Here is a 22621-nt window from a genome sequence, read left to right on the forward strand (position 1 = left end):
AATTGAATGAACATTAGGAAATTGTATCAAATTACAATTTTACAGTTTTACTCTTTAATTTACATCTTCTCAAACCTTACCTACTCCAGATTAATGCGTTGTTTCCCCCTGATAATTTTATGCTTGTTTTTTGCAGTCGTTTCGGCCTCTGCACAAAAACGCCCATCAGGAACAATAAGGGGAGTTATCACAGACTCGTCATCAGGAACTGCCCTTGAGTCAGCTACAATATCGGTATTCGAGGTGAAAGACTCGACACTGCTCAATTATAGTCTTTCTGACCGGGCAGGTAATTTCCAGATCCGGAATATTCCATTGCAAATCCTGTATAAAGCAATCATTAGTTACAATGGCTACCGCACTGTAGCAAGGTTATTCCGGTTGGATTCGGTTCAACGCGAATTGACATTTGACACCCTGAAGCTTGCGAAATCTTATACTGAATTGGAAGAGGTAATTGTTACGGCCGAAAAGCCACCGGTTATCTTCAAGAAAGATACTATCGAATTTAATGCCGGCTCATTCAATACTAAGACGAATGCGGTTGTAGAAGATCTGTTAAAGCAGCTGCCTGGCGTGGAAGTAGATAAAGACGGCAACATCACCATCAATGGAAAAGCTGTGTCTAAGATCACAGTTGATGGTAAAGAATTTTTTGGCAACGATCCGCTGATGGCCACAAGGAATCTTCCAAAGGATATCGTTGACAAGATCCAGGTGACCGATAATAAATCGAAGGAAGCGATCTTTAACAAAACTACCGATGGAACCGAAGACAAAGCAATCAATATAACGCTTAAAAAAGATAAGAAAAGTGGTTGGTTTGGTCGTGCCTCAGCCGGTTATGGATCGAAGCAACGATATGAAGCAGCTGCCAGTGTCAATTATTTTAAAGGCAAAAACCAGTTGAGTTTTATTGGCAATGTCAACAATACAAACCGGGTTAATTCCGGCGGAAGAAACAATAACAGGGGAAATAGTGGTGGCGGTCCTGGTATTACGGAATCAGGTTCTGCCGGATTAAATTTCAGCACCGAACCGGGGAAAAAATTCAGGCTCAACGGAAGTTACTTTTATAACGAAAGCTCAACCCTAAACCATACTAGAAGGAAACGGCAGAATATTTTGCCTGATACCAGTTTTTTGTATAACGCGGATAACCTGAATGTCAATGATAACAATGGACATAATTTTTCTTTAAATGGCGACGCCGGTATCGATAGTGTTACCGATATCAATTTCCAGCTTGGCTTCAACAGTCGCGACAGCCGCTCGCACAGCGACAATAATGCCTATTCACAGACTCTCGATGGGAGGCTCATCAATTCGAGCAACACCGATTATCGCAATGACAATAATGGTAAAGGCCTCAATGGAAATATATTTATCAGTCGCCGGTTGAACAAGGAAGGACGAGGCGTTACTTTAACACTGGGCTACAATGGGAATGCTAATACCGGCTTAAGTGATAATATTGGCATAAACACTTTCAACAACGGGGGGTCCGTCGAAGCGGATAGTCTGAATCAACGCAGTGACGATGACAACAGCGGATCTTCGCTGAACCTGGGTTTCTCATGGTCTGAACCATTTTCAAAAAGCCTTAACCTCGTTGTGCGGACCATGTATTCCGCTTCAGGCAATCTTTCAGACAGGCGCACCTTTAGCCTCAATAAACTTACCGGTAAATATGATCTTCCCGATACGCTCCTTAGCAATTCGTTCCGGAATCAGAATGAATCGATTAACCCGGGGCTAACATTGAATTATAATAATAAAAAAATTCGTGCGGCTATTGGCAACAGCATCAGTTTTCTTCGCCAGGACAATTATTCAATCACAAAAGACAGTCTGCTGCGCCAGCATTATGTAAACTTGTTTCCTACCGCAAACGTGGCCTACCAGATTAACACTACCGATCATATCAGTATAAATTACAATGGCAGGAATCAGCAGCCAACCGTGCAACAGCTGCAACCGGTTGCCGACAACAGGAATCCACTCTATATAAGAATCGGAAACCCGGGGCTTCAACCTTCGTTCACACATAGCTTTAACCTGAACATGAACGCTCAGAAAATTGAGAGACAGGTATTTTTTTACGGAGGGGCAAACTACAATATCACGAGCAACCAGATTGTGCAGGAAGTTTATTATGATACGGTGGGGCGACAGATCTCAAGACCTATCAATACAAATGGCAACTATAACGGCTCGCTATATATCAACTATGGAAAGAACTGGAAGAAGAAGCGCTGGGCACTCAGGATCAACTCCGGCTCATCAGTCAACCTCGGCAGAAACACCGTCTTCAGCAATAAAACGAAAAACATTGCGAACTCGTTCGGGCTTTCACAGAATCTTGGAATAAATTTCGAACTGAAGGATAAGTTTGATATCAATCCACGCTATTCAATCCGGTTTAATGATACAAAATATTCAATTGAACAGACAGGGCAATCATCATCCAGTATCAACCAGACTCTTTCACTTGATATTAATATCAATCTGACGAAGCGATTTATAGTTGAAACAGATATCAACAGTAGTTACAATAGCCGGATAGCTCCTGGTTTTCGTAAACGGGTTACAAACTGGAGCGCCGCTGCCAATTGGAAACTATTTAAAAAAGAGCAGGGCACAATCCGCTTTGTGATCTATGATATTCTGAAACAAAACACGAATGTTTACCGGAACATCTCTCAAACCTATATAGAGGATGTTGAAAGTGATGTCCTCCAACAATATTTCCTCGTCAGTTTCACTTACAACCTGAAAAAGTTTGGAAGGTAGGTGGTGAAGTCAAAACCTTTCAACTGCGCCAAGCGTGAACAGCGCGAAATCATATTTTACCGGATCCTTTCTATCGAATCTTCTCAGGTATTCAGTTAGTTCCAGTGCCGCCTGCCAATCTGCATTAGGACGTACCAACATATTAAATCGTTTGGCAACCCTGGCGACGTGTAAGTCGATGGGACAAATGAGTTGAGCGGGTTTTATATTTTTCCATAATCCAAAGTCCACACCTTTCCTGTCGTTTCTTACCATCCACCGCAGAAACATATTCAGGCGTTTACAGCCGGATTTCTTTTCAGGGCTTGCAATGTGTTTACGGGTGCGGTAGGGGACATCTTCCAACGAAAAGAAATACCTGTAAAAGCCATTGAGAGCTTCCGTTACATCTGTCGATCCGGGATGCATCCACCTGGAAAATGCAGTTTCAAGGCTGGCATCGCTTCGATAGTGCCGGCCGAGGAACTCTACAAAATATAAAAGATCAGTGTCAGTGAAGGTGCGGTGCTTGAATCCTACCAGTGCCTTTAACCGTTCAGGATCTTCAGCAAGGCAAAACTCATGGGGCGAACTATTCATCCGCGCCATGAGCTCTGTCGTTTTTTGAATGATGGTAACCCGGTTACCCCAGGCAAAGATGGCAGCAAAAAAGCCTGCGATTTCAATGTCCTGCTTTTTGGTGAATTGATGTGGAACAGAAATCGGATCTTCCTTTATGAATCCTGGCCGGTTATATTCTTCCACCTTGAGATCCAGGAATTCCTTAAGCCTGGAATTTGTTGCTAGGCCATGGTCATCTGTCCTCAATGCTTCCATCTCATTTTATCTTCTTCTGGTTGTCAATTTCGGGTCCTAACGATCATCGCTAGCCGATCGCAGCATTGAGATCATCGATAAGATCATCGGCATCTTCAATTCCGACGCTAAGTCTTATCAACGAATCACTAAGCCCGTTTTTGATACGTTCTTCCCTCGGTATTGAAGCGTGGGTCATGCTGGCAGGGTGATTTATCAATGATTCAACCCCACCCAGGCTCTCAGCCAAAGCAAAAAGTTTTGTCGCAGATAATAATTTCATCGTTGCTTCAGTACTATCTTCCTTCAAAGTGAAGCTCATCATACCACCAAAACCTCTCATTTGTTTTTTCGCTATTTCATAACCGGGATGATCTTCGAATCCGCACCAGTAAACCTTGCCGACTTTTGGGTTCGTTCTCAGCCATCTGGCGATCTTTTCACCATTCTCGCAATGTCTCTGCATACGAACATGAAGTGTTTTTATGCCGCGTAAAACGAGAAAACAATCCATCGGACCGGGCACCGCCCCACAGCTTTTTTGAATAAAATACAGTTGCTCGCGCAGTGAAGCATCATTCATAATTAATGCGCCCTGTATTACATCACTATGACCACCGAGGTATTTGGTAGAAGAATGAAGTACGATGTGCGCACCAAGGTCAAGTGGATTCTGGAGATACGGCGATGCAAAAGTATTATCAACGCACACCATTATGTTCTTACCAGCAGCGATTTTCGCTACAGCTGCTATATCCGTAACATTTATCAATGGATTTGTTGGTGTCTCCAGCCAGATCAGCCGGGTTTTTTCATTGATGTACTGGCTGATATTGTCCGCCTCCTGCATATTTACGTAGTGAAACTTAATGCCATACTTCTCGAAGATCTTTGTAAACAAGCGATAGGTTCCCCCATACATATCACTACCGGCAATTACCTCATCCCCGGGGTTTAATAGCTTTATTACCGCATCAGTGGCGGCAACACCACTGCTGAAGGCCAGGCCAAATTTGCCGTTTTCAATGACGGCGAGCGCTTCTTCCAAGGCTTTTCTCGTAGGATTCTGAGAACGCGCATATTCAAATCCTTTGTTTTTACCCGGCGCCTCCTGAACATAGGTTGATGTCTGGTAAATAGGCGTCATGATCGCTCCCGTCGACGGATCAGGTTCAGTACCGGCGTGAATAAACTTGGTTGATAATTTCATATTCTATGCATTTTTATTACTGTTTTTAAACTGTCAGGCCTCCGCAGCCGGGCTTTAACCCATTGGTCCAGAGGAAAAAAGAGCAGCAAAGATGACGATTTTAATGAAGCGGATCTTAAAGTTATCAAGTGCGTTTCCGCAATTCCATCTTAACAGAAAGTTAACCGGAAAACATTGATTTCACTGTAACATTTCTGAAACACTGATCCATGCTGCATGCCATAGGTTCACAACGGGTTATGGGGCCATTTTTATGTGCGAAACTGTTCGTAGATCTTATCATGTATCAACCACCCCTACCAATTTTTTAACCGGTGGAGGTAGGTATTATACATTTGACTCAGAAAACGAAATCAAAATCATTAATCCATAAAAGCATCAGATTATGAAAAAGTTACTTGCCATTCTCGCCTCTACCCTCCTGGTTGTTTCAGCTTATGCATTTGACCCTAAAGTCAACGAAAAAGTTCTGAAATCATTCAATGAAACCTTCTCTGCCGCAGAGGACGTTAAATGGGAGGAGTTTCAGAATTACTATACCGTCAGCTTTACCCAGTCCGGTATACAATCAAAAGTGAATTACGACCATAGTGGTACTATGCTCAGCTCACTCCGTTACTATGCACCACAGCTACTTCCGCTGAACATCTACAACAGGATCAAAAAGAACTATAGCAAAAAAGAAATGTTCGGTGTTACCGAGGTAACTTTCAGCAACGAGGTCGTTTATTATGTTAAACTTCAGGATGCTAAAACATGGATCACTTTGAAAATTGATGCAGTAGGTAACGCCGAGGTTGTCGAAAAATATAAGAAAGCATAATGGCAAGCAGAAAATAGCTGTTAATGGTTATCCGTAACAGCTCACTGGCCCAGTAATAATCCGGTAACCAGGAACCGCCAGTCAAAATTATCAGCCGCATGGGAATCCAGCGGCTGAATTTTTTTATGGAGAACCCCGGAATCAAGGATGCCTGCTTTCACGAGTAAATGCTTAGAATGTTGTATCTGTTCCTGCAGTGAGCTGTCCTCCATCCAGATTTTTTGGGGAGGTTCAAATCCTATCTTATCCTTTCTCCACGCAATTTCAACTGGTAACTTTGGAGACATGGTCTTTCTCAGGATCCATTTGGTATATCCATCCCTTAATTTATAATCCAGGGGAAGTGTAAAGAGAAAAGAAACTAATTCGTGGCTCAGAAAGGGCAGCCGGACCTCGCGGCCATGTGCCATGCTGTTACGGTCTGCGTAATGCAAGAGTTCATTTAATCCGGACTCAATCGTTTCATAATAAAGAATATCATTGAGCGTCCTTATTGTTGGCTTCGGGGGCAGATTATCTTCGGGGCTGTAGGCGGCAAGGTAATCCTTGTTTAAAAACGAGGCTTTTCTTATCCTTTTAAATTCCCGGCGATTCAGTGCTAAAGCTGCCAGGGACGGTTGGTAAGCCGCAATCTTATTTTTCCAGGACCATTCAAATGGCATGTCATTATTACTAAACTTCGCCAGGGCTTTCCTGAAAGTCCTGCGTGGGCCGCGATAGAGTTCCTGTAGTCCCCAATGAATATATTTATAATAACCACCGAGGACCTCATCAGCGCCCTGGCCGTCGAGCATCACAACGGTACCGGTTTCCTTTGCGCGTTTGAAGACTGCATACTGTGCATATGCACTGGCAGACGAAATAAAATTTTCCTGGTGCCAGACAAGATTTTTAATGTCAGAAACCAGCCCGTCCGCGCCCGGGCTCACCAGGTAAGATTCACATCCAAAGGTTTCATTTATAAGGCTGATGTACCTTGATTCGTCTGAACGAAAACCCGGAAACACGGCAGAATAAGTTTTCAGCGGTTGTTTAAGGATACCGGAAAGTCCAGCCACAATCGAAGAGCTGTCAAGGCCCCCGCTTAATGACGAACCAACGGTTACATCAGATCTCAATCTCATTTCCAGCGACTGCTTCAACAGATATTGAAACTTCTCCAGCACCTCCCGGGCAGGAAGGGTGTTTGAGGGATGGCTGTCAAGCTTCCAGTATTGTTCAATGGCAAGCTTATCCCCCGCCGGCTTGAACGTTAGCGAACAAGCGGGCGGAAGTTCGGATATCCCCTGGTAGATGCTTTGTCCGTCACCTGCGCGTTTTCGGCTGTGCCCCAGTGTTAAGAAACTTACCAGTTGAATGGGATCTATTTCTGAGTGCCTGGTAATAGCGCGGATAGCTTTTGTTTCGGAAGCGAAGATCAGACCCTGGTCATCAAGCTGGTAATAAAAGGGTTTCTCGCCAAACCGGTCACGTGCTGCAAAAAGGATTTGCTCCTGTTCGTCCCAGATTGCAAAAGCAAACATTCCATCGAAGTGCGTGCAACACTCCGATCCATACCAGGAATAAGCCGCGAGTATAACCTCGGTGTCGGAGTTTGATTGAAATTGGTATCCGTTTTTCTCAAGAATTTTTCTCAGTTCGAGATAATTGTAGATTTCGCCGTTATGCACTATGGTAAAACGCTCCTGGTAATGCATAGGCTGTACAGCAGCTGAGGACAGGTCAAGGATCGCAAGACGGCGGTGCCCAAACCCGGTTATGCCATTGGCACTGATCCATTGTTGTTCGCCGTCGGGTCCACGATGAGCGATGGCATCCGTCATTTGCTGAAGGTTCTCCCTCGTCACCAGTGACCTGTTATTAGAAATGATTCCCGCGATACCGCACATAATTACCCGGAGTAGTATGACCGGTCAATTTAGGAGATAAGTTGTAGAGTGCAAAACAAAGCTTGTCAGTATGTGATTGGTAGGGAAGCATAAAGGCTGTCCCACGCGATGTGAAGCAATATCTTTTTTGCACTTTTATCGCCTTGCGGATCTTTTTCGAACTCCATCGTAAATCTTTCGAATGGAATATTTGTTTTCTGGATAGGAATTGTGAACTGGTGGACATCTTTACTGGAGTCGAACTTCAAACCCCAGGTGTAGAGATCATTATTTAGTACAATGCGCCATTTGTCGGGAAAGGGTATAGAATAGAGAATATATCTTCCCTGTTTTACCGGTTGATTATTGATCCTGACGTCGGTAAAAAACTCTATTTCGCTGGCTTCATTTGCACCAAGTCTCCACGGGCTGCCATACCTTACCACGTCGCCGAAGATCATGCGATTGTCTTTTTTTGGACGACTGTAGATCACCCTTGCAATAAGAGGTTCCTCAACTGCTTTAATCATCTTCTGTTTGGTAAAATCGACCGGATAATAACTCATATCCATAGGCGATTTATCAAGAGAAACTGCATCTGCGTCCTGTTGCAACTTTGAGGGCGGGGGAGTAACAGTAATTTTATTACCGGGTGGAGGAGTATCGGCCTGTTTACATGCAACGTTTGCAAGGCAACAAAAGCCAAGGATTATACAATTTGAGTACAGGGTTTTTCGGGTCATCTGGTTAGAATAAAAATGGAACGGTACACTTAAAATCATCCCAGGCGAAGATCAGGTTGGCGCCACCATCATTACTCTTCTCCCACATGATCGTGAACGCCTCAGCCATTTCTGCATTTTTTTCCGGCTTTACATCATAACGAAAAAGATCTTTTTTCTGATCATACTGGAACGCGCCCCAGGTGTCTGTCTCTTTATTAAATATAACGGTCCACTTGTCGTTTTCAGGAATTGCATAGATAGTGTACTTCCCTTTTTTGATCTTGTTTTTTCCTACATTGGCATCTTTGAATAATTCTATCTCTGTGGCTTCGTTCGCGCCCATTCTCCAAACCTTACCGTATTCTACCAGTTCACCCATTACCTTACGTCCGTTCTTTTGTGGCCGGCTGTACATGATCCTGGCGAATATTTGTTCTGTTGTTTTGTTCTGAATTTTCAGAATGGGAAAATTGACCGGGTAGTAGGCCATGTCCATCGGTGATTTATCGATGGGGGTAAGTTTAGACTGTGCAAATGCACAGTTACTCAATACGGAAACGACAAGTAAAAACAGGAGCTGCTTCATGTAAGTTTGGATTGAGCGACGAATTTAATTTATTATGCAATAAACATAAATGTTTTAATCTGTGTGGGAGCTAATAACAATTTAATGTTGCCGGCGGCAATTTTAAGGATTCCTTCACATGGGGTTATTTTCAATCCGGTCCTTTGTAAAATGTATGAGTTCCGGAAAAAACAGTTTATAGGCGGTTTCCAGTTTTTCTTTATTCAGCAGGAACTGGGTGAAAGCGGGGGAGCTGTCAGAAATAAATGTTGCCCGGTAAACGAGCCCTTCAAAACTTCTCTCTATACCTGTAGTGTATTGGTAATTCAGGAGCCAGTTATATTTTTTCATCGAAGGGAACACCTGTTTGAATTTTGGCGGAAAGACGGACGAATACGATTCAAGTATCTCATAAACTTCCTGGCTGAATGTTTCGAGTGAACGCGGTTCGAAAAGTGCCTTATCGTTCGCTATGAAGTAATCATATGCTATATCCATGAATGCACCACTGTATAACCCATAATCCGGTTGGAAAATTTGCCTAGCAGATTTCGTGACCGGATGCAGATCGGTGAAATCATCAATCGCACGATGAAGATTTATGCCAGCCAGAATATCATCAGGATATTCATATTTCTTTTTTCCTTTCACGAAGTCACTGATCATATTTCCAACCAGTATTCCCGGGCGGTTGAAAGAAAGGAAAGCGTGAGCCAGATAATTCATAATATACAATTTAAGGTTATCCGGTGGACGTAAAAATAATATTACCTGTCCCTTGCATATTCCAAATCCCTAACAGTTTGATAAGCTTTGTAAGCCGGACAAAAAAAGATTGATTTTTTTTCGTGATGAACGGTAACTGTCCGCTAGCGTACACAATTCCCATTTTCGATCACTCATCCGTGTTATTATAAGATTATAAATGAATGGTTTGTATTTTCAATGTAGTATCGTGCCAAATTCATTTCGTAGTTTAACGTTGATTAACATAGAAGAATTACCACAATACAAATTTCGTCTGAAATCCTTGCCCACACTGAGTTACAAAAGTTTTCTAAGAGGTGCACAATAAATTTTGCAGCAGCTGATTTTTTAATTGCTTTAACAATGGCCGCCATTAATCACTATTCACTTGACAACTGAATTACTGCGATATATCTTTGTGTCATCAATCGGAAGTTAACCGGGCGATAAACAAAAAATGAAACAGCTATTTACCATAAACGAGTTACAGGTGCAGACAGCATGTAATAAAGTTTCAGTAATAGCGTTTATGGTCGGGCAAGTGAAAAGTACGGTTACAACTCTCCAGGTAGCCGGTGAAAATGTGCCTTCCAATCTTTTAAAAAACTTTTTTTCATCTGGCTGTAACATTAATTAAATAGACGCGTCTTATTTCTATACAAGCAATAACAGGAAAACAGGAATAAAAAGTAACAACAATCAAAGACATAATAACAACAAACAAACAATACCAACAAGTCAACAATCCAACACACAAAAACAACAAACCACACAATCAATTACACAATTCAGTCAGTAAACAACATTCAAAAAAAACCCCAGTATAAAACACAAAAAAATGAAAACAAGAATTCTAGCCTTATCCTTATTATTAACCGTTGCCTTCACGAGTACCTTTGCTAATAACGAAATAGGCGTAAGTCAAAAAGCAGTAAACTCTTTTAAAAGTGAATTTGCCCAGGCTGTAGAAGTTAAATGGGAAAACACTAAAGATTTTGCAAAAGCTACATTCAAGCTGAATGACCAGGTTATGTTTGCATATTATTCTGAAGCCGGCGAATTGCTTGCTGTTACCCGGAACGTGATAGCTGCCCAGTTGCCGATCCATCTTCAGACTTCAATGAAAAAGAACCTGAAAGATTCATGGATCTCTGACCTGTTCGAAGTTTCTGCAGGCGATGAAACATCTTATTATGTTACACTGGAAAGTGCAGATTACACACTCGTACTTAAATCCAATGGAGCACAGGGATGGAGCACATTCAAGAAAGAAAGGAAATCTACCCTATAATAATTTTTCTCAGTTAGTTTAGTTGGACAAAGCCCCTTTCCAGGGGCTTTTTACTTTTTATAGCAATACCCCAACCTGAATTCTGTAATCAGGGTCCATATTTTGCATTTACACTAACTTTGCCGCCATTTAAATAAAGTAAAAAGCAAAACATGAATAAAGGACCTGTATCACAATTTATACAACATCATTATCGACACTTTAATGCCGCCGCACTTGTTGATGCAGCAAAAGGATATGAAACTCACCTTTTGGAAGGCGGAAAAATGATGGTGACACTTGCAGGAGCGATGAGCACTGCAGAACTGGGTGTATCTCTCGCTGAAATGATCAGGCAGGATAAAATCGCTATTATCAGCTGTACCGGGGCTAACCTTGAAGAAGATGTAATGAATCTTGTTGCCCATTCACATTATAAAAGAATACCTAATTACCGCGATCTTACACCGGAGCAGGAGTGGGAATTGCTTGAGCAGGGGCTGAACCGGGTAACAGATACCTGCATACCCGAGGAAGAGGCCTTCAGAAAGATTCAGCAGCATATTGTGAAAATCTGGAAAGATGCCGATGCAAGCGGGGAGCGTTATTTTCCCCACGAGTACATGTATAAGCTATTGCTCAGTGAGGTGATGAAGGACGGATACGAGATAGACACTAAGGACAGCTGGATGATCGCTGCCGCTGAAAAGAATATTCCGATGGTGGTTCCCGGATGGGAGGACAGCACCATGGGGAATATTTTTGCTTCCTATGTGATCAAGCAGGAGCTGAAAGCAAGCACGATGAAGTCAGGTATCGAATACATGGTCTGGCTGAGTGATTGGTACCGCGCGAACTCGTCCGGGAAAGGGATTGGCTTTTTCCAGATCGGTGGAGGTATTGCGGGTGATTTTCCGATCTGTGTGGTTCCCATGATGTACCAGGACCTGGAATGGCACGATGTGCCTTTCTGGAGTTATTTCTGCCAGATTTCTGATTCTACAACTTCCTATGGTTCATATTCGGGGGCGGTCCCGAACGAAAAAATCACCTGGGGTAAACTGGATATCAAAACGCCGAAGTTTATCGTTGAGTCCGATGCAACAATAGTAGCACCGCTCATCTTTGCCTATATCCTGGGCTGGTAAAAAGATAATTATTTTGAAATTTATGTTAGCGGCTACCATCGTAGCCGCTTTTTTTTGGTTTTACCAGACTTCACCAGGAGGTGGCTGTTATTCCCACTCCTTCATTTTCTTCTGCTGGGTCTTGTAAATACGTTTTGAGATCATTACGCTGAACTCATATAAAATAGCCAGCGGAACAAAAACGATCATCTGGCTCATCCAGTCAGGCGAGGGAGTAATGATTGCTGAGATGATCAGGATACCTACATATGCATATTTCCTATAGGTTTTTAAAAACGCAGGCGTGATAATTCCAATTTTGGTCAGCACCGATGATATGATAGGCAACTGGAACGCCAGGGCCGCCCCGATTATGATATCTACCAGGTTTTCGAGATAATCAGCAAGGGTTGGGCGTGCAACCAATACCGCGCTGGTGCCAATTGTGTAATTGGACAGGAAGCTGAAAGTAAATGGTGCCAGGAGGTAATATCCGAAAGCAGTACCAGCAAAAAAGAAAAAAGAAACCCACACGATTGCTCCCCGCGTGCTTTTTAATTCGCGTGGACTAAGGGCAGGCTTAATAAACCGCCAGATCTCCCAGAAAATATAAGGGAAGGCCATAATAAAGCCCGACATAAAGGAAATGGTGATGCTACTCATGAACTCGGACCCGAAAGCAGTGGTTTGCAGCTCACTTTTAGGCGGGGGCAAACACAAGCTGTTCCCAAGTTTCAGCCAGCGGCCGAAGTCACAAAGGGCGGTATAGCTCAGAAAGTCCGGTTGCAGGGGGCCGGTAATAATATTATCAAAGACCCAATCTATATTAATGAAAACGATAATCCCACCGATAATTACGGCAATCAGCGAACGGGTTATATGCCAGCGTAGCTCCTCCAGATGATCTACAAAGGTCATCTCCGTTTTCACTCCTCGTTTACTAAAAAATGGTAATGGCATATGTGGTTTTAGAATTCAAAGCTGCCTAAAGCGGGGCAAATTTAAGGTATTAAGGCTATCAATGTACGAAACGTCAGTGTAAGGAGATTCAGACCGGGGGAACCTCCCCGGGAGCCGTTTCACGCTCAGACACAAACGGTTCGCCATGCTGGTGAACCTGCCAAATGAATAATGAATCGATCAAAAGGGATTGTAAAGCGGATGAAAGCCAATGGCATAAGGACCCGGTTGGGTTTATTTTAATAATTTTATTTTTACCATTTCGATCCGGGTATCGCTCACATTAAGAATTTCAAATTCATAATCATCTATAATTATCCGCTCCTTAAGGCGGGGAATCGTTTCGTGTTGTTGAATAATATAACCGGACAGGGTTTCTGAGTCGTCATTTTCAAATTCGAAGCCATATTTTTCCTGCAGGTAATCAAGCTCAAGCCTGCCCGACAAAATGTATTCGGCGTCGGAGATCTTTTTCTCTTCGAACTCCTCCACGTCATATTCATCCTTGATCTCGCCGAAGATTTCCTCGAGGAGATCTTCCATGGTAACGATTCCTGCTGTGCCTCCAAACTCATCTACTACCCAGGCGATACTTTTCCTTTCTCTCGTGAACTTGTTCATCAGGTCAGTTGCGCTCATGCTTTCAGGCACTGCCGGAATCGGTAAAAGAATATCTTTTATGGATTCAGGGTGTTTAAACAGGTCAAGCTGGTGTACATAACCGATAATATAATCAATGCCACCGTCAAAAATGACCATTTTACTGAGTTTTGTCGCAACGAATTTTTGCCGGAGCTCCTCAACGGTTGATTTCAGATCGATAGATTCGATTTCCTTGCGCGGCACAAGGCATTCCCTGATCTTGATTTTTGGTAATAATAGGGCATTCTCAAAAAGTTCTGTGTTCAGATCCTGGCTATCATCGTTGAATTCCTTGTTTTGCTGGAAAAAATGTTCCAGATCCGTGCGTGAGAAAGGTTGCTTTTTCTTGTCGATTCGGACGTCGAAGATGATGTTTAGTATCCAGCTGGAAATACTTACAAACATCAGGCTTAACTGGTAGAACAAAGAGTCCATCAGACCCAGCAGCCCGGTTCGCGCAGAAAAATTCAGGAGGTTATCACTTTTCGCCTTAAAAACGGCCTTGGGAATGAATTCCCCTAAAAGAATCACAATAAGACCCGAAAGCAGGATCTCACCGGCCAGCCGGATGGTGACGATCCACTGGGTATCCATGTGCAGCCTGCTGAGCAGTGGTGTCCACAGCGCGCTGACCAATAAAGTGAAAAGAACCAGGAACACATTGAAGCCAACGATTATTGTTCCTAAAAATCTTGAGGGATTGTCGAACAGGGCCGAGAGGAGTATTCCACTGCTAAAGCCCTGCTTCTTTTTCAATTCTATGCTTAACCGGTTGGCCGAACCGAAAGCAACCTCGATCCCGGAAAAAAAAGCAATGAAAAAAAGGGCGATAACAATAGCGATGATAACTACTACACTCATAATACGTACACGAATGTATAAAATATGAAGGGTATTACAAATACAATCGGCAGGAAAACGAGGCTGATACTAGGAAAGCATTATAACGAGAGGAATTTCCTGATCTCCTCTTCAGCCTTTACACAGGCATGTTCGAGGTTATCGTTCATAATAACACAATCGAAATGTTGTTTGAATGAAATTTCATAGGACGCCTTATTCACCCTGTCCTGTAAACTCTTTTCAGATTCCGTTCCCCTTGATTCAAGGCGGCGCCTCAGCTCATCTATTGAAGGAGGTTCAATGAATATTGAAAGTGTATTTTCCCTGAACTGTTGCTGAACATGAATGGCACCCTTCACATCGATATCGAGTACCGGTACCTGTTGATTGTTCCAGATGCGCTCGAGTTCGGACCGGAGTGTTCCATAATATTTGCCCTGGTACACCATTTCCCATTCTACAAACTTGTTGTTCTCTATTTTCTGCTGGAAGTCTTCAACTTTTATAAAATAATAATCTTTTCCATTCACCTCATTACTCCTCGCTTCGCGGGTGGCGGCGGAGACGGAAAAAGCAAGCTGCGGAAAAGTTTTCAGTAAATGTTTGGTGATTGACGTTTTCCCGGCGCCCGAAGGAGCAGTGATAACTATAATTTTATTTTTGACGGGCATCCTGGTGGTACAGTTTATAAAAGCCGTAAGATAATTGTTTCGTCAGGAACCGGAAGTCGTTAAGTTTAAAGTTGCTGCAAAGAAACCTCTGGTATCAGTTGCAATATCTTTTCCAGGTAAACCTGATCAGTTGTATCAAAATGCGCATAATGCTCACTGTCTACATCCAGTACGCCTTTAACTTCTCCATTAAATATCAAGGGCAATACTATCTCGGACCTGGAGAAACTGCTGCATGCAATATGCCCGGGAAAGGCTTCAACGTCAGGTATGATAAGGGTTTCGGCTTTGGCCCAGCTACTTCCGCAAACACCGCGGCCCTTGCTGATACGTGTGCACGCCACCGGTCCCTGGAACGGCCCCAGCACAAGCTCTTCGCCTTTTACCAGATAGAATCCTACCCACCACCAATTGAATTGTTCCCTCAGAGCAGCGGAAATATTCGCCAGGTTAGCGATCAGATCTGCCTCGCCTTCCATTAATCCCCTGATCTGGCTGACTATCGATTCGTATTGTTCTTCTTTAGTGCCCGTAGTAATTTTTAAATCCTCTGCCATATTAAGAAGTTGTGAATTATCGGTTTCAACTATTGTTCACTCTTTTTATTTCTGCACCAAGTTTTCTGAGCCTTCCATCAATGTCCTGGTATCCGCGATCAATTTGTTCAATGTTCTGAATCACGGATTTTCCTTCTGCGCTTAATGCTGCAATTAACAAGGAAACGCCTGCCCGTATATCGGGGCTACTCATTGTAATGCCCCTTAATTTGTGTTCGCGTGCAATGCCGATTACCGCTGCCCTGTGAGGATCGCAAAGAATGATCTTCGCTCCCATATCAATAAGTTTGTCAACAAAAAATAACCGGCTCTCAAACATCTTTTGATGTATGAGTACCGATCCTCTCGCCTGCGTTGCTATTACAAGAATGATACTTAGCAGATCGGGCGTTAAACCCGGCCACGGGTGATCATACATGGTCAATACTGATCCGTCAAGAAAGCCCTGTATCTCGTAAACATCCTGTTCCGGAATATAAATATCATCTCCCCTGAATTCCATCTGGATACCCAGCTGTCTGAATTTTTCGGGTATGATACCGAGGTTCGGAAGGCTCACATCCTTGATGGTGATGCTGCTCTGTGTCATTGCTGCAAGGCCGATGAATGAACCGATCTCGATCATATCCGGAAGCATGCGGTGATCTGTGCCACCGAGATAATCGACGCCGGTTATTGTGAGCAGATTACTGCCGATCCCACTGATCTTTGCACCCATCCGGTTAAGCATCCTGCAAAGTTGCTGGATATATGGCTCGCAGGCGGCATTATAGATAGTTGTTGTGCCCCGGGCCATGGATGCTGCCATCACTATGTTGGCCGTACCTGTTACTGAAGGTTCATCCAGCAGCAGATCAACACCTTTCAGGTTAGGCGCCTCGAGAAGGAAGAAACCATCTTCAGAGTGATACTTAAATTCTGCACCCAGCTTTTCAAAGCCGATGATATGGGTATCAAGCCTGCGACGACCGATCTTATCTCCCCCCGGTTTCGGAATGAAAGCCTTCTTATAACGGGCAAGCATAGGGCCTGCGGTCATAACGGAGCCGCGTAACCGCCCGCTTTTTCGCCTGAATTCTGAACTGTTCAGAAAATCAATGTTCACATTATCCGCCTGGAATTCGCAGGTATCCTTTGAGGTGCGGGTTGTCTTCACGCCCATGTCGCCCAGCAGTTCTATCAGCAGGTTTACATCTACAATATCAGGGATGTTCGAGATCGTTACCTTTTCCGGCGTTAATAAAACCGCGCTGATTATCTGTAACGCCTCATTTTTCGCACCCTGCGGTATGATTTCACCTTTCAGTTTTTTGCCCCCGATCACTTCGAATGAATCCATATAATATCGTTATGGTTATTTGTTTGCGGTTTAATTCAACCGCTGGAACCTTGTTGCCGGTAAATAAAAAAAGTTGACAAAGCATACCTTGTCAACCTTCTGAATACTGTGGGTTGTTTATTATTTAAATCTTTTTTTGAACTTGGCACCGCCGCCACCGGCATTACGATCATTGCGGTCGTTGCGGTCGTTACGTCCCGGTCCGCCGCTTGCCCCACCACCACGTGGCTGGAACTTCTGATTATTGTTGTTATTGTTATTATTACGTTTATTGCGGAAATCGCCATAATTGCCACTGCCACTGCGGTTATTTTCACGTCCCTCATTTGGTCGGTGACTTCTTACATATGGAGTATTTGTGAATTCCAGCTGTCCACCGGTTAAGCTGGACAATTCAGACTGGATTGCATCATCATGAACCGTTTCCTTATGCCAGTTATTATAGGCTAGCTTCATATAATAGGCAACCGCATTCGCAAAACCCTGGCGTTTTTCGGGATTTTCTTCCTTCAGCGCTTTATTGATAACAAGCTCAAGGTTTTTACCGAGGTGTGAGAACTTTGGATATCTTTTTGGATAAGGAAGTGGCTTTGGCTTTGCCCGCAGCGTTTCCCTGGTAGGGATGGGATATGGACTTTCCACATCCAGTTTGAAATCAGAAACCAGGAACAGGTGATCCCAGAGTTTGTGCCTGAAGTCTTCCACATTTTTAAGGTGGGGATTCAGAAAGCCCATCAGTTCAATCACCGCATAAGCGTTCCGCTGGCGGGTTTCCTTATCTTCAATAGTCAACAGGTATTCAATCATCTTCTGAATATGCCTGCCATATTCTCTCATGATGAGGTGATTTCTTGTTGTATTGTATTCCATGTTCTCCATGTTCAGCATAGTACAAAAGTAATGAAGTAACTCCAAAATGAAAAAAGGCCTTCTCAGGCCCTTTTTCCGGAATTGTTTATTGGTCAATCACAGGTTTTAACGCGCTATCATAATCCTGTTAGTGGACACCTGGCCGTTTGATGTATTTCTCACACGGACATAATACATACCGGGAGCGCTCACCTTACCAAGCTCCAGGTCGATCAGGCTTGTGTTTTTCACTCTCATGGGTTTTGAGATCACTACCTGGCCCACCTGGTTGGTGATATCAATATTATAGTCGCCATCCAGCTTCGAATCGAACTGGAGTGATACTTTGTTAACTGCCGGGTTAGGGTATGCACTGAACGAACCTCTTGCCTTTTGGTCAAGGTTCAGCGATTTGACTGTTGAGTAACTTACCTTCCCGTTGGCATCGGTTTGCCTGACGCGGAAGTATAATTGCCCTGCAGTAGCCTGATCAGTGTTATATTGATAGGTGTATTTTGCCGAAGCGCCCGATGAAGAAGAACTGGTTTGGATATTGCCTGTTCCAAAGAACTCGCGGCCGTTTTTGCTGACTTGGATTTCATAGGTAGATGATATTAGATTATTACTTACTATCCACGTCAGATCGACGTTTTTATTGCTCTTTACAGCAGTAAAGTTTTTAATATTTGTAGATAGTACAGCATTTGGACACCAGTAATAGGTAAGGCCGAACCTTCCCCAATACCTTGAAACGATCTGGTAGGTGTAGTTGATACCTCCCTGTGTGGAAATAAGACCACCGTTAACGGTATAAGTAAAACTGACATTGCCCGATCCACCGAGGTAGCTTACTGCGGATGACGAACTGGTGGTGTGACTACTGTTTTTGAACAGGGTATCCGGTCCATAAACTGTTCTGTCGCCCGGATCGCCATATTTAGCCAACAATGTTGGGCCGTAATTCCGGTTGGTAGATTCGTTTACAGAAACTCCAGGTCCGGCGAAATCGTTGGTAACGTTTAGAAGGAATCGATACGTCACCGGAACCGATGCGGTATTGATAACTTCCGAAGTGGATATCAGGGACAGGGTATCTGAAAAGCTCACACAGTTCAGGACTCCCATGGCCGGGTTGAATTTTGGAAAAGTAATGGCAGATGAAGGCGCATTGGTTGTATCCAGTACATAAGTATATTTCAGCTCATTTGGCGCCTGGCCAGCTTCGCACTCACATTGAGCCTCCGAGGCCAGCGGGCTTATTATGCCTCCGAGGATGGCGGTTAAGGATAAGGTGTTGAGTAGATTTCTTTTCATAGGAACTGAGTTTGGTTATATGAGTAAATTGTTATTGGGCGGATTACGAACGGGATAAAAGTACATACACTCCTCACCGAATGCAAAGTGTTAATACTTAAATAAGACCTCAGTATTTTCCGCAATCCGGCGCCGGATAAGGGTTTCATTAAACAGGTTAACCCATGATATTCAATACTTCGCGTGGCTGAATGGCAGCGGCCGGAGAAAGTGCAACAAAAAAGATAGTTACTCCGATTACCTGTATTTTTGCATTTCACTGAGAAGCACTTAATTTTTAATACGGGTAATAATGGAATCAAAAATCACAATTAATGTCTCGCTGGATGATAAAAAGGTGCCTAAACAGATCAGCTGGGAGGCAAGTGAAAGCACGGCGGACAAGGCCAGGCCTGCAAAAGCAATGATACTTTCGTTTTGGGATGGGAACGACCGTACAGCTATGAGAGTGGATCTCTGGACCAAGGAAATGATGGTGGATGAAATGGCCGACTTTTATTATCAGACCCTGATCACTATGGCAGACAGCTATGAAAGAGCGACTCATCAAAAAGAACTGGTTGGCGACATGAAGAAATTCGCGAAGGATTTCTACGAAAAATTCAGAGCGATTCAGTTGAAAGAGCAATCAAAGGGATTATGAAAGAGTCAAAAGGATTCATAACTCATCATTCACAACTCATAACTTTATTCACGTGGCTTTAGAACAACAAATTATGACCGAGCTGAAGACTGCCATGCTCGCGAAAGATGAAAAATCCGTCAGAAGCCTGAGGGCGATCAAAGCAGCCATCATCCTGGCAAAAACCTCGGAGGGGGCAGGTGGGGAAATCAGTGAAGATGCCGAAATCAAACTGCTGCAGAAGCTGGTAAAACAACGTAAAGATTCTCTTGAGATCTTTCAGCAGCAAAATCGCGGGGATCTCGCGCTCAAGGAGCAGGAAGAGATCGCTGTAATCGAAAAGTTCCTGCCACGCCAGCTGGATGAGAATGAACTCAAAGACATTATCAGCGGGATCATTACGACTTCCGGCGCTACATCACCTGCTGATATGGGAAAAGTGATGGGACTGGCTACAAAGCAACTCGCAGGGAAAGCTGATGGTAAAACGGTGAGTGCCATTGTCAGACAACTATTAGCCAAATAGCGGATATGCTCATCGACATCATCCTGTTGGGGCTTATGATCATGGCAGTGGTAAAAGGAATTCAGAAGGGATTCATCGTTGCCTTGTTTTCAATGATCGGTTTTATAGTGGGCCTGGTTGCTGCATTGAAGCTTTCCACCGTGGTGGCGGCATATCTTGATGAGTCCGTAAATGTCTCTGCGAGATGGCTGCCTTTCCTGGCCTTTGCCCTGGTTTTTATAGGAGTGGTGCTGCTGGTCAGGCTGCTGGCAGCGGTGATGCAATCCACCATGGAGCTGGCTATGTTAGGCTGGTTAAACAGGATCGCAGGCATTTTGCTTTATGCCATCATGTATATCCTGGCTTTCAGCGTGCTCTTATTTTTCGCGGTGCAGATGAAGTTTTTTGATGAAGACACGTTAAACAGTTCATTCACTTACCAGTATATTGAACCCGTTGGTCCGTTTATCATAGACGGGATAGGCATTTTGTTGCCCTGGTTCAAAGATATGTTTGCAGAACTGCAGGAGTTTTTTGGCAGGTTATCGGAGAAAGTCCCTCAGCCAAACAACAGGATCAGCTAAAATAGCGTTCCACACTTCTGACAGCAGATACCTGAACCTGTCCTCAACCCTAAAATAATCAGGGATTCGCCCGCCATTGCACTAAATTTGACATTTAAGAAAAATGTTCTTTGCTTTGCAAGGGGTGGTTTTTTTCGGCTAAATCCAGTATTTTAGCAGTTAATTGGTTGACCTGAACTGACTTAGACGATGAATTACGAGATTAAACAAGAACAAAAGTTCAGATTTATAGAAGAAGGTACGGGTGAACCGCTGGTCCTGTTGCATGGACTTTTCGGGGCACTTAGCAACTTCATGGATCTTATTGAATACTTCAGGCAACACTACAAGGTCGTAGTGCCTATGCTTCCATTGTTTGAGCTCGATCTGTTACATACGTCAGTCGGAGGTCTCGAAAAATTCGTTCACAAGTTTATAGAGCACAAAGATTACCGGCAGGTTCATCTGCTCGGAAATTCGTTAGGCGGCCACGTTGCCCTGCTTCACGCCTTAAAACATCCGGAAAGGATAAAATCGCTCACACTTACCGGTAGCTCAGGTCTTTTTGAGAACGGTATGGGCGATACTTACCCAAAACGCGGAGATTACGAATTCATCCGCAAAAAAACAGAACTTACTTTCTACGATCCAAAAGTTGCCAGCAAAGAACTTGTTGACGAAGTATATGGTATTGTAAACAACAGGATGCAGGCAATCAAGATCATCGCGCTGGCCAAATCTGCAATCAGGAATAACCTGGGAGAAGAGATAAGCCAGATCAAACAACCCACTCTTTTGGTCTGGGGAAATAATGATGCAGTGACACCTCCTTTCGTAGGACGCGAATTCCACCGGCTGATCCCTAACTCTGAACTGCATCTGATCGATAAATGCGGTCATGCGCCAATGATGGAAACCCCGGAAGAGTTCAACTCTATCCTACACAAATTTCTGACAAAATTAAGCGAGCCTGCAGCGGTCGCCTGATTCTTGCCGTCTTCCAGACCAGGAAGCGCTTTATGTCGTATATATGAAAGGCGCTCACAAACAAGATTCGTAAAGAAGCTAAATTCCCGTACGTGTTAAACAAAGAAATTATATCATCTACCATCCCTTCGCTTAATCCGGAGGATAAGGTTTTCCAGGCCCTGGAACTTATGAGTGAGTTCCATGTGTCGCAGCTTGCTGTGATTTCCCAGGATAAATACCTTGGCCTTGTTTTTGAAAACGATCTCCTGGATATGGATGAAAACGCTGTTCTGAGCTCAGCAACTGATCATTTTTCCAGAATCGCGGTGCACGCAAATACTCATTTTATAGAAGCAATCCAGGCATCTAATGATTATAATCTCACCGTGGTGCCGGTGGTTGAGAAAGAAAATGAGTTTATTGGAGTGATCCAGGCAACTGATCTTCTGAAGAACTTCGGAAAGATAGCAGGAGCCAGTGATCCGGGTGGAGTGATTGTTCTGGAGATGGACCAGCGGAATTTTTCATTCTCAGAAATCAGTAAACTGGTCGAAACAAATGATGCACAGATCACACAACTTAACACTTACTGGGATGCACAGGCGGCAGCTTTTTTTGTAACCCTTAAGATCAATAAGTTTGAGATCAGTGACATTATTGCAACATTTCAGCGTTACGACTACCAGGTAAAATATTATTTTGGGGAAGAATTGTATCAGAATGAGCTGAAAGACAATTACGACCACCTGATGAATTATCTGAATATTTGATTTCCCGCCGGCCAGATTTATCAAACGCATAACTGAGAAACGTTATATTATATTTTTTCTGACCCCTGGGTAGCTGGGGTTTAATCTATACATA

At 43.6% G+C, this 22621-nt stretch carries 23 protein-coding genes; 10 read left to right on the top strand and 13 right to left on the bottom strand.

The annotated features are described in order from the left end of the window. Positions 1 to 123: 123 nt before the first annotated feature. Positions 124 to 2793, top strand: a complete 2670-nt coding sequence (locus tag ACX0G7_RS03370) for an outer membrane beta-barrel protein (protein ID WP_458922009.1) — start codon at positions 124 to 126, stop codon at positions 2791 to 2793. Positions 2794 to 2802: 9 nt separating this feature from the next. Here the strand turns inward: ACX0G7_RS03370 and ACX0G7_RS03375 are convergent, their stop codons facing one another. Together ACX0G7_RS03375 and ACX0G7_RS03380 are read right to left on the bottom strand one after the other, a co-directional pair. Beyond that, a complete protein-coding gene (locus ACX0G7_RS03375; RefSeq protein WP_458922010.1) occupies positions 2803 to 3609 on the bottom strand; it encodes a TIGR02757 family protein in 807 nt (268 codons plus the stop codon). Between the two features lie 49 nt (positions 3610 to 3658). Further along, on the bottom strand, positions 3659 to 4798 hold the full coding sequence (locus tag ACX0G7_RS03380; protein WP_458922011.1) for a cystathionine gamma-synthase: 1140 nt from the start codon (positions 4796 to 4798) through the stop codon (positions 3659 to 3661). A gap of 385 nt (positions 4799 to 5183) precedes the next feature. Here ACX0G7_RS03380 and ACX0G7_RS03385 point away from each other — a divergent pair, with 385 nt between their 5' ends. After that, entirely contained in the window at positions 5184 to 5621 is a 438-nt protein-coding gene (locus tag ACX0G7_RS03385; protein WP_458922012.1) for a hypothetical protein, read from the top strand. A gap of 41 nt (positions 5622 to 5662) precedes the next feature. Here ACX0G7_RS03385 and asnB read toward each other — a convergent pair whose 3' ends face one another. From asnB to ACX0G7_RS03405, 4 genes are all read right to left on the bottom strand, one after another. Next, positions 5663 to 7510, bottom strand: a complete 1848-nt coding sequence (asnB, locus tag ACX0G7_RS03390) for an asparagine synthase (glutamine-hydrolyzing) (RefSeq protein ID WP_458922013.1) — start codon at positions 7508 to 7510, stop codon at positions 5663 to 5665. A 65-nt stretch (positions 7511 to 7575) separates the two neighbouring features. After that, on the bottom strand, positions 7576 to 8232 hold the full coding sequence (locus ACX0G7_RS03395) for a DUF2911 domain-containing protein (protein WP_458922014.1): 657 nt from the start codon (positions 8230 to 8232) through the stop codon (positions 7576 to 7578). A gap of 4 nt (positions 8233 to 8236) precedes the next feature. Beyond that, positions 8237 to 8800: a DUF2911 domain-containing protein gene (locus ACX0G7_RS03400; RefSeq protein ID WP_458922015.1), complete on the bottom strand. Its 564-nt coding sequence runs from the start codon at positions 8798 to 8800 to the stop codon at positions 8237 to 8239. 114 nt (positions 8801 to 8914) lie between these two features. Beyond that, positions 8915 to 9505: an acyl carrier protein phosphodiesterase gene (locus ACX0G7_RS03405; protein WP_458922016.1), complete on the bottom strand. Its 591-nt coding sequence runs from the start codon at positions 9503 to 9505 to the stop codon at positions 8915 to 8917. Positions 9506 to 9983: 478 nt separating this feature from the next. Here ACX0G7_RS03405 and ACX0G7_RS03410 point away from each other — a divergent pair, with 478 nt between their 5' ends. The 3 genes from ACX0G7_RS03410 to ACX0G7_RS03420 all read left to right on the top strand — a co-directional run bounded on the left by ACX0G7_RS03410 (position 9984) and on the right by ACX0G7_RS03420 (position 11944). Further along, a complete protein-coding gene (locus ACX0G7_RS03410) occupies positions 9984 to 10163 on the top strand; it encodes a hypothetical protein (RefSeq protein WP_458922017.1) in 180 nt (59 codons plus the stop codon). 201 nt (positions 10164 to 10364) lie between these two features. Continuing rightward, positions 10365 to 10817, top strand: coding sequence for a hypothetical protein (locus ACX0G7_RS03415; RefSeq protein WP_458922018.1), 453 nt, complete (start codon positions 10365 to 10367; stop codon positions 10815 to 10817). A 152-nt stretch (positions 10818 to 10969) separates the two neighbouring features. After that, entirely contained in the window at positions 10970 to 11944 is a 975-nt protein-coding gene (locus tag ACX0G7_RS03420; RefSeq protein ID WP_458922019.1) for a deoxyhypusine synthase family protein, read from the top strand. Between the two features lie 87 nt (positions 11945 to 12031). Here ACX0G7_RS03420 and tatC read toward each other — a convergent pair whose 3' ends face one another. From tatC to ACX0G7_RS03455, 7 genes are all read right to left on the bottom strand, one after another. Next, positions 12032 to 12883: a twin-arginine translocase subunit TatC gene (gene tatC, locus ACX0G7_RS03425; RefSeq protein ID WP_458922020.1), complete on the bottom strand. Its 852-nt coding sequence runs from the start codon at positions 12881 to 12883 to the stop codon at positions 12032 to 12034. A 234-nt stretch (positions 12884 to 13117) separates the two neighbouring features. Continuing rightward, positions 13118 to 14386 carry a hemolysin family protein gene (locus tag ACX0G7_RS03430; RefSeq protein ID WP_458922021.1) on the bottom strand — a complete coding sequence of 423 codons (1269 nt, stop codon included), beginning with the start codon at positions 14384 to 14386 and terminating at the stop codon, positions 13118 to 13120. Between the two features lie 80 nt (positions 14387 to 14466). Continuing rightward, positions 14467 to 15039: a guanylate kinase gene (gmk, locus tag ACX0G7_RS03435; RefSeq protein WP_458922022.1), complete on the bottom strand. Its 573-nt coding sequence runs from the start codon at positions 15037 to 15039 to the stop codon at positions 14467 to 14469. 65 nt (positions 15040 to 15104) lie between these two features. Continuing rightward, the gene (locus ACX0G7_RS03440; protein ID WP_458922023.1) at positions 15105 to 15596 is read right to left on the bottom strand and encodes a GAF domain-containing protein; all 492 of its coding nucleotides are present in this window, start codon (positions 15594 to 15596) and stop codon (positions 15105 to 15107) included. A 25-nt stretch (positions 15597 to 15621) separates the two neighbouring features. After that, positions 15622 to 16935: a UDP-N-acetylglucosamine 1-carboxyvinyltransferase gene (murA, locus tag ACX0G7_RS03445; RefSeq protein WP_458922024.1), complete on the bottom strand. Its 1314-nt coding sequence runs from the start codon at positions 16933 to 16935 to the stop codon at positions 15622 to 15624. A 120-nt stretch (positions 16936 to 17055) separates the two neighbouring features. After that, positions 17056 to 17805 (bottom strand): DUF4290 domain-containing protein, encoded by a 750-nt coding sequence (locus tag ACX0G7_RS03450; RefSeq protein ID WP_458922025.1) that lies wholly within the window; start codon positions 17803 to 17805, stop codon positions 17056 to 17058. A gap of 105 nt (positions 17806 to 17910) precedes the next feature. Next, the gene (locus tag ACX0G7_RS03455) at positions 17911 to 19098 is read right to left on the bottom strand and encodes a choice-of-anchor E domain-containing protein (protein WP_458922026.1); all 1188 of its coding nucleotides are present in this window, start codon (positions 19096 to 19098) and stop codon (positions 17911 to 17913) included. A 292-nt stretch (positions 19099 to 19390) separates the two neighbouring features. Here ACX0G7_RS03455 and gldC point away from each other — a divergent pair, with 292 nt between their 5' ends. The 5 genes from gldC (at position 19391) to ACX0G7_RS03480 (ending at position 22527) form a co-directional block, all read left to right on the top strand. Next, the gene (gene gldC / locus ACX0G7_RS03460; RefSeq protein WP_458922027.1) at positions 19391 to 19741 is read left to right on the top strand and encodes a gliding motility protein GldC; all 351 of its coding nucleotides are present in this window, start codon (positions 19391 to 19393) and stop codon (positions 19739 to 19741) included. A 73-nt stretch (positions 19742 to 19814) separates the two neighbouring features. Further along, positions 19815 to 20246 (top strand): GatB/YqeY domain-containing protein, encoded by a 432-nt coding sequence (locus ACX0G7_RS03465; protein ID WP_458922028.1) that lies wholly within the window; start codon positions 19815 to 19817, stop codon positions 20244 to 20246. 5 nt (positions 20247 to 20251) lie between these two features. Continuing rightward, positions 20252 to 20809: a CvpA family protein gene (locus ACX0G7_RS03470; protein ID WP_458922029.1), complete on the top strand. Its 558-nt coding sequence runs from the start codon at positions 20252 to 20254 to the stop codon at positions 20807 to 20809. Between the two features lie 189 nt (positions 20810 to 20998). Further along, positions 20999 to 21775 carry an alpha/beta fold hydrolase gene (locus ACX0G7_RS03475; RefSeq protein WP_458922030.1) on the top strand — a complete coding sequence of 259 codons (777 nt, stop codon included), beginning with the start codon at positions 20999 to 21001 and terminating at the stop codon, positions 21773 to 21775. A 92-nt stretch (positions 21776 to 21867) separates the two neighbouring features. After that, positions 21868 to 22527, top strand: coding sequence for a CBS domain-containing protein (locus ACX0G7_RS03480; protein WP_458922031.1), 660 nt, complete (start codon positions 21868 to 21870; stop codon positions 22525 to 22527). The last annotated feature ends 94 nt before the right edge of the window (positions 22528 to 22621 follow it).

The sequence above is a fragment of the Flavitalea antarctica genome (assembly GCF_054461535.1).